The organism is Mycobacterium sp., from assembly GCF_032162105.1.
Lineage (GTDB): Bacteria > Actinomycetota > Actinomycetes > Mycobacteriales > Mycobacteriaceae > Mycobacterium.
The window spans coordinates 1-4,263 of record NZ_JAVRPS010000576.1 but is presented as its reverse complement, the minus strand read 5'-3'; the positions used below and the strand labels follow the sequence as shown (position 1 = coordinate 4,263).

Here is a 4,263-nt window from a genome sequence, read left to right as displayed (position 1 = left end):
GTCGATGGTCGACCGACGACCTCGAATGCGTAGTCCACGCCGCGGCCGCCGGTCAGGTCGAGGATTTGCTCGACGACATCCCCGGTGGAGGGATCGATGGCATCGGTCGCACCGACTCGAAGCGCTGACTGGCGTTTGAACTCAACGGGATCCACCGCAATGATGCGGGCGGCCCCGGCAATGGCGGCCCCTTGAATGGCCGCGATGCCAACCCCTCCGCAGCCGAGCACCGCAACGGAGCTACCCGCCTTCACCGAGGCCGTGTTCAGTACCGCGCAGACGCCGGTCGTCACGCCGCAACCGATCAGCGCCAACTGTTCGTCGGGCAGGTCCGTGCTGACCGCCACCACACTCGCCTCGTGCACGATGATCTGCTCGGCGAAGGTGCCCAAGTTGGCAAAGGCTCGGGCCGTGCCGTTCCCGGTGAGAAAACGGCCGATGTCTTGACCGCGCAGCGTGGCACCGAGTTCGCAGAGGTTCGACTGGTCGCGCACGCAATGAAAACACTCACCGCACGCCGGGATGAAGGTCGTGATCACCCGGTCACCGACACGCACACGTGTTACGGCGCTGCCGATTTCGACGACCGTCCCAGCCCCTTCATGACCCATGACCGTCGGGTTGTGCAGCGGCCCAAACGTGCCGTGCAGCGCAGAGAGGTCGCTGTGGCAGACGCCGGTGGCACCGAGGTCGACACGGACGTCGCGGGGACCGAGGCTGTCGATCGCGAGGTCGACGTCGGCGACCGTGACACCGTCGGTCGCGCCGTCATAGAACGCCGCCAGCATCAGACCGCCTCCAAGCGTGACTCGATGTCCATGGACTCCACCAGTGAGCCGCGATTGCGATGCGGCTCGATTCGGCCCTGTGCGGGGCGGACGAAGGACGGAACCAGGTTGCGCAGGTTCGCCACCAGTTGCAGAGCGAGTAATTCGCTGGTCTTACGGGCATCCATGATCCCGCCGTAGACCATCCACAAGTGCGGCTGCCCGGTGGGTCGACACATGTTGCGTGGCTCGCCGTCAGCCCCGATGCCGCCGATGAGTCCGACGCGGTCGGCCACGTCCGATCCCAGCAACTTCTCGATGACGCTGCGCATGTTCTCGTACCCCGTCGCCAGTATGACGGCGTCGAATGGCCGGGTGGATCCGTCGCCGAGCCGGACGCCGTCGCCGACGAACCCGGCTACCTCGCTCAGTTGCAACATCTCGATCCCGCCATCGACGATGACCTGGGAGGCCCCCACGTCGAGGTAGTACCCGCTGAATGTCTTGTGCAGCTTCATGAGCCATCCGGTGCGGTCGTCTCCGATCGTCAGCGTCATACCCGCTCTGCGAAGACCGTCGAACATCTCGGCGTACTCGGCCTCCGTTCGTTCGGTCTCGCCTTGGAGCTTTTCGACGATGAGTGGATACACGAAGTTCGAGTTGCGGCGCTGATCGATCTCCTCCACCGACAACCCGGGTTCTAGGTACTCGGCGTTGTAGCGTTCAGCCTCCAGGACGGGGACCACGCAGGCGGGTCCACGCTGTCCGAGAGTCACCTCGGCGCCGTGGTTGTACAGATCCAAGGCGATGTCGTGTCCGCTCGTCGCCGTGCCGATGACGAGGACCTTCTTGCCGCGGTAGGGCTCCGCCGCGCTGAACCCCGAGGAATGCTTCACTTCCCCCTTGAACGTGTCCAGTCCAGCGAAATCGGGGATGACGGGCTCGATGCCGGTGAATCCGAGGGCCATGATCAAGTGCTTCGGGCGCAGGTCATTCACCGCACCGCTGGGGCGACGAAGGCGGACATTCCACACCATAGCGTCGGGATCGAAGCTCCCGGTGACGAATTCGGTCTCGGTCCAGACGTTGAGGTCCATTGTCTTTGCGTATGCATCGACCCAATTGGCCCATTGGTCCTTGGACATGAAGGCCGGATAGGTGGGCGGCAGCGAGCTGAACGGCAGGTTGTTCGCCCATGTGGGGGTGTGCAGGGCCAGTGCGTCGTAGCGTTTGCGCCAGCTGTCGCCCGGGTTCGCGTTGGTGTCGACGATGACGTAGGAAACCCCCAGCCGTTCCAGGTGCGCGGCGATGCTCAAGCCTGATTGGCCCGCACCGACGATCAGCACGTCGGGGTCACCCCCGTCCAGGCTGCGGACCCGATGGCGGTGTTGTATCCAACTCTCCCCTGGATGCGCTGGGTCGTAGCCCTTGCGGGTGATCGGCGCAGGCGGATTGCAGTGCAGGCCAGTCAATGTGGTGGCAACCAGTCGTGCTCGCATGCCCCATTTGGCGGCCTCGTCGGGGACGAGTACGACGAAGGTGCTTCCGGAACCGACGCTCGTTTCGAAGACGAAGTAGAACTCGATGCGCGGCGATGGCGTCGCGATGAGCCGCGGACCGGACCGATTGGTTTGCGGCTGGAAATTCGTTGGTGCCATCGTGCGGGCACGCTCGAACCACTCCTCGCGCACCGTTTCACGTCCCCAAAACTGCTGGGTATCCCAGGTGAACGCGACGAGATCGCGCCAATAGGAGTCGGGCAGGAATAGCTCGTCGAATAGCGCGGCGTCTTGGCGGTTCAGCGCTTTCTCGAGGTCTGCCATCCAGCCCAGAGAACTCTCGTTCAGGGTGTCCTCGACCTTCACAGATGCTGTCACTCGGCGTCTCCCTCTTGAATCGAGCCGTATCGACTCCCGGACGAGCGCTCGATGCTTGTCGGTCGTGTGTGTCGTCGGCCACCTGCCAGTATTGATCGCCATCAGAAAACTGTCAACAAGATACTGCTGACTGATTGCAATGCGATGGCCGGTCCACGTGGGCGGGATGCACGCCGGTGACGTTCAGATCGGGTCGAACTGCGAGACCAGCCAGTGGCCGCTGGTCTTGTCCAGCGTCACCCGGACGGCCGAGGTGGTATCGGCGGGGGCATCGCTGCCGACGACCACTGTTTGATCGACGAACACCAGCACCACGGCGTGGCGGGACTCGGCCGACACCGAGGCTGCGGCAGGGACGGTGGCGGTGGCCGAGATCTGTTTCTGTTTTGAGCCGGGGATCACCACGTCGTTGATCAAGGCGGTGTAGGAGTCGTGGAAGGTGCCCGTGAGCAAGGCGCTCGCATCGTGGAGTTGGCGCTCGACGGTGTCGGGCCGGTAGGACAGCATCGCCACGGTGCTGTTCTTGGCGGCTTGAACTGATTCGGCCTCTGCGCGCAGATCGTGGCTCGCCGAGGAATCCAGATACTTCAGCGTGCCGTTCGCGATGGCCAACGTCAGTGCGAGTCCGGGCGGTATTCCGTAGGCCAGTATTCGTCGCCAGTTGGGGCGCCGACGCGCGGCGGCGCGTGCTTCAGGTTGCGCTGACTCCTCCACGGGGGCGTGGTTGTCCTCCGTCGGCGGGGAGGCGGCGGTATCGGTCGGGGCCGCATCCTGGGACGTCGCATCGTTGGACTCGGTAGCGGTGTGCACCGTCACAGTGGTTGCCTCCTTCGGCGGGCATCGCGGATGCCGTTATGGCTCAGCGTGTTTCGGTGTCGGGGCGGTTCACGGAACGAACTGTACGGCCGACACCTTGTCGTCGCCGCCCATCTTTTGGACCGAGATCCGCATCCGCCACGCGCGCGGGGCTTGCTCGGCACCGCCGGCGGTGACCTTCACCGAGACAGCGACCAGTGCCTGGGCCACGTCGCCGCCGTCGGATTCCAATGCGGCCTCGGTGACCGTGCCGACGGACGTCGACTTGGCTTGCTTGACCGCGTCGATGAACGGCTGGGAGCGGTTGGCGAAGTCGTCGTGGAACGTACCGGTGGCCGAGCTCATGATCCGTTGGATGTCGGACTCGGCGTGCTGCCAGTCGATCGTCGTCAGGTTGAGCGCTCCCTGCCGGGCGACCTGGAGAAACTGTGCGCGTTGCTGGTCGACTCGATATAACTGATGTGCCTTGAATCCCTGCCAAGTGGTGAGCGCGCCGAGGGCCACGAGCAGGACTGCCCCGAAGACGGTCGCAGCCTGCCATGGCGACATCGCGGTGCGGCGCGATCTAGACGGCTGCTCGGTGTCGGCGCGGTGCGCTTGCCCTGGTGGCGCGTTCGCGCCGTCCTCGACCTCGGGCGTCAGTTGCTGTGCGGGGGCAGCAGCATGTCCTGCCATGTTCGCTCCTGTGTTCCGCCGCGGGCGAGGTCGGCTTGGGTGTGGATCTGCCCGTCCGGGCCGACGTAGGTGCCAGTCGCAGGGTCGTATTCGGCCGTTGCGATCGGAGGTATCACTGCCGCTGCAGT

Annotated in this window: 4 protein-coding genes and 1 pseudogene; all 5 read right to left on the bottom strand. The window is 64.7% G+C overall.

The features are described 5' to 3' along the window. Window positions 1-788: alcohol dehydrogenase catalytic domain-containing protein (locus tag QOC69_RS29350; protein WP_526446034.1), on the bottom strand; the 788-nt coding region annotated here is incomplete at its 3' end. Beyond that, complete coding sequence (locus QOC69_RS29345; RefSeq protein WP_526446033.1) at window positions 788-2,644, bottom strand: flavin-containing monooxygenase; 1,857 nt, start codon at window positions 2,642-2,644, stop codon at window positions 788-790. The genes QOC69_RS29345 and QOC69_RS29350, both read right to left, overlap by 1 nt. Window positions 2,645-2,827: 183 nt before the next feature. Then, window positions 2,828-3,460: a hypothetical protein gene (locus QOC69_RS29340; RefSeq protein ID WP_526446032.1), complete on the bottom strand. Its 633-nt coding sequence runs from the start codon at window positions 3,458-3,460 to the stop codon at window positions 2,828-2,830. A gap of 69 nt (window positions 3,461-3,529) precedes the next feature. Further along, window positions 3,530-4,135, bottom strand: a complete 606-nt coding sequence (locus tag QOC69_RS29335; protein ID WP_526446031.1) for an Rv1363c family protein — start codon at window positions 4,133-4,135, stop codon at window positions 3,530-3,532. Next, window positions 4,099-4,263, bottom strand: a pseudogene (locus QOC69_RS29330) (MCE family protein); the annotation flags it as partial. The gene QOC69_RS29335 and the pseudogene QOC69_RS29330, both read right to left, overlap by 37 nt.

What these genes read in the sequence shown, in the direction of transcription:
- QOC69_RS29335 (WP_526446031.1), bottom strand. Translation starts at nt 4,135, where the DNA reads ATGGCAGGACATGCTGCTGCCCCCGCACAGCAACTGACGCCCGAGGTC.